This window comes from Arthrobacter sp. fls2-241-R2A-200, assembly GCF_030209745.1.
GTDB lineage: Bacteria > Actinomycetota > Actinomycetes > Actinomycetales > Micrococcaceae > Arthrobacter.
In genome coordinates this window covers 1-2,756 of sequence record NZ_JARVRJ010000023.1, presented here as the reverse complement: position 1 = coordinate 2,756, position 2,756 = coordinate 1, and the positions used below count along the sequence as shown (strand labels likewise).

The 2,756-nt window shown below is 60.7% G+C and carries 2 protein-coding genes; one reads left to right on the top strand and one right to left on the bottom strand.

Annotated features, from left to right (window positions below; translation table 11 throughout):
- Nucleotides 1–115 precede the first annotated feature (115 nt).
- Entirely contained in the window at nucleotides 116–445 is a 330-nt protein-coding gene (locus QRN42_RS17720) for a hypothetical protein (protein ID WP_284980427.1), read from the bottom strand.
- A 282-nt stretch (nucleotides 446–727) separates the two neighbouring features.
- Here QRN42_RS17720 and QRN42_RS17715 point away from each other — a divergent pair, with 282 nt between their 5' ends.
- Nucleotides 728–1,084, top strand: a complete 357-nt coding sequence (locus QRN42_RS17715; protein ID WP_350224897.1) for a DUF7793 family protein — start codon at nucleotides 728–730, stop codon at nucleotides 1,082–1,084.
- The last annotated feature ends 1,672 nt before the right edge of the window (nucleotides 1,085–2,756 follow it).

Genomic DNA, 2,756 nt, shown 5'->3' with positions numbered 1-2,756 from the left:
TTCACATGAGGCAACGAACCACGCTTCCCGGACCTATTGACGTGAGGCAACAGGGACACTGTACTTACAAGTAGCGGTCGTGCCCCGGGCAGTTCCGCGCTCGTGCCGGCGTTTTTTATGCCCCCGCGTCTTCGGACACCTTGCGCCACAACAGGAAAGCCGCCAAGGCATTCAGGTCGGTGATGAAGACATTGCCCGCCGCCGGCCAGCCGATGACGAGATCGAGGCCCACCAGCACCAGCGATCCCGCTGCGGGAACCGTGGACACCACGGCCCGGAAGTGCCGTGCCCTCCGCTTGGAACGAGGGAAAGGCCGCCGGCGCTCAAGGTCGGCGCGAGCGGACCGTACGACGTGGAAAGAGTCGTTGACGGTGACACAATCCGGATCAACTGCAACGGCACCAGCACGCGCGTCATGCTCGTGCATCGCCGCGAGGACTGACATGCCGGACGGGAACCCGGTTGAGAAGCCTTATTCAGGCTAGGGCTCCCTTGGGCACCTCTGTGAAGGTCCCTGTGCGGGCTGCGGTAGTTCATCGCGTTGCGGAGCAGGTTCTACAGCAGCGTTCGAAGCTGTCCCGGTCGCGGGCTCTGACCAGCACAAACACGTAGTCCTGGGTGGAAGTGCCGCGTAGGATGCTGCTATCGGTCCCGGGCTGGAACCGACCGGAGACACCAGTTGGGGGACTGCATCGGGTGCACCAAAGTTGACGGCGGCAAAGGCATCGTGACCCTTCGCGAAGACGGCATCATCCACCTGGTCTGGAATTCGGCCGTGAAGATCGAGGGCACGGACGCGCAGGCTGCCGTGGCGGCCGTGAACGCACTGGCTGACGGTAGTGAGTGCCCATTGCTGGTGGACATGACCAACACTGCTTCGGTGACCCGGCAGGCACGCGCCGTGTTCAGCCTTCCGTGTGCTGCGTCCCGGATCGCGCTGCTTGGCAGCAGCCCAGTGGACCGGATTCTGGCCAACTGGTCCGCGGGCGCACAGAAGCCGCCGTGCCCCACACAGTTCTTCAATTCCCTGACAAAGGCTACCTTGTGGCTGCTGAGGCAGGAACATGCTTCCGAGGCGCGGTAGAGATGCTCATGGCGCCGGCCCGCCCCTACAAAGGGCGCGGCGCGCCTGATCAGCAACACGATCTAGCTCGAGGCCGCCGCGGGGTACCGTTTATCCGGGACATCCCTGACAGCGCTGCCGTCGGGTTATTTCCTTGCCGTTGTCCTGGGGGCTTCGAGGTGTTTGGCCATCGCTTCCATGGCCTGGTTCCGGCGCGCTGTCAGGGCCTGTGGGCTCAGCGGTTGAAACATGCTGGTCAATACCTTTTCAACTGCATCGTGCTGCACGGGTTATCGAAGCGGCTTATCACGCGCTCCCGCGTAGCTCGTGTATGAATGTTGACTTGCGGGCGACGTAGGAGCAGGCCGGCGGTTTGAAAAGGGGCAGTGCCCCGACTGACTGCCGGTTGAGCGGTATCTGTCGCAGCCGAAGCGTTTTTCGGCGGATGGACGGTTGCCTGGCGCCGTTGTTTAAACAGCAACGGGGGCGACCGGCGTCCTTCTGTTTGGTCGTCGCGTTCCCGGGAGACCGGGACCTAACCAAACCGGAACAACGAGCACCACGAGTACGTTACTCGAAACGATCAGTCAACCGGGAGGACCCACCGTCAAAAGTGGGACCGTCCTGCGAGGCTGAGAACGGCTCACCGAGACTTTCAAAGCTCACCGAGACTTTCAAAAACGGGCAGATGTGCGGCCGGGACGCTGTTGAGGATGTAGTCCCTTGATGCAGGCCCTATCATCCGCGCATCAGGGTAGAAGAGAACCCCATGGCGTGTTATTTGCCGTAGACCGTGCTCCTTAACGGAAGCTTGAAAGTCACTGTCTGGGAGGGGGACGTTATCCCTCATGAGGCACCAGCTGATGTACAGGCCATAGAGGCACATCGAAGTCAGTCCTTCATCAGGTTCCCCGTCCAACACCGTGCACTCTTTGAGGAATTTACTGATGTGTGTCTCAGTAGTCATGGCAGGCCGTCAACTTTCATCGGTTTGGGCCGCCGGTCTGCATCAGCGAATGCTTGCATCAATAGTTATACGCACATCGGCCAGAAGGATGCAAGAATCACCTCCAGACCAGATCCGGCACTGTCACTAACTCGTCAAGGTATCCATCCGTAAACAGGCCACGTTCGCGCAGCCTTAATCCAGCGTTCGGGTTCCGCTGCGTCATAGTACCTGCCGCGGAGTCCAAGCCGGTGGCAAGTACCGCCGCCCGTCGCCCTTCGTGGCGAACGAATCCGAGCGATGGGTGGGTTCTCCCCGCTGGCTACCCCTGTCGAGTCCATCTGGTCCTGGTGCCCGGCTTCCAGGACGTCGGTGTGAGCATCTCTGGATGCTTGCATCAGATACCGCCATTGAAACCGCCGGCTGCATGACGGCTCCAACGGAGCCCGGACCGGTTTGTAAGTGGCCAGGGGCCTTCTACTGCGTGAAGGGCCGGTGACTGAAGAATTTCCCCGGCTACCCTCTAGGTCAGCATGCGCTTTAACTGGTGAAATAGCGAGCCGGGGCCCTACCGGGAATTTGCGTGTCATATCTCTGGTCCTCCAAGCCCGAGACGACGAGGGCACTCAACTTCAAACCGGGAACGGCAAGATTTTTGAGTGTGTCCCAAACGGGCTTCATCGACAGGGAACGGGTCTGCTGCACGGATAGGTGACAGTGGTTAGTCACGCTGCCAGTGTGGCCTGC

What these genes read in the sequence shown, in the direction of transcription:
- QRN42_RS17720 (WP_284980427.1), bottom strand. Translation starts at nt 445, where the DNA reads ATGTCAGTCCTCGCGGCGATGCACGAGCATGACGCGCGTGCTGGTGCC.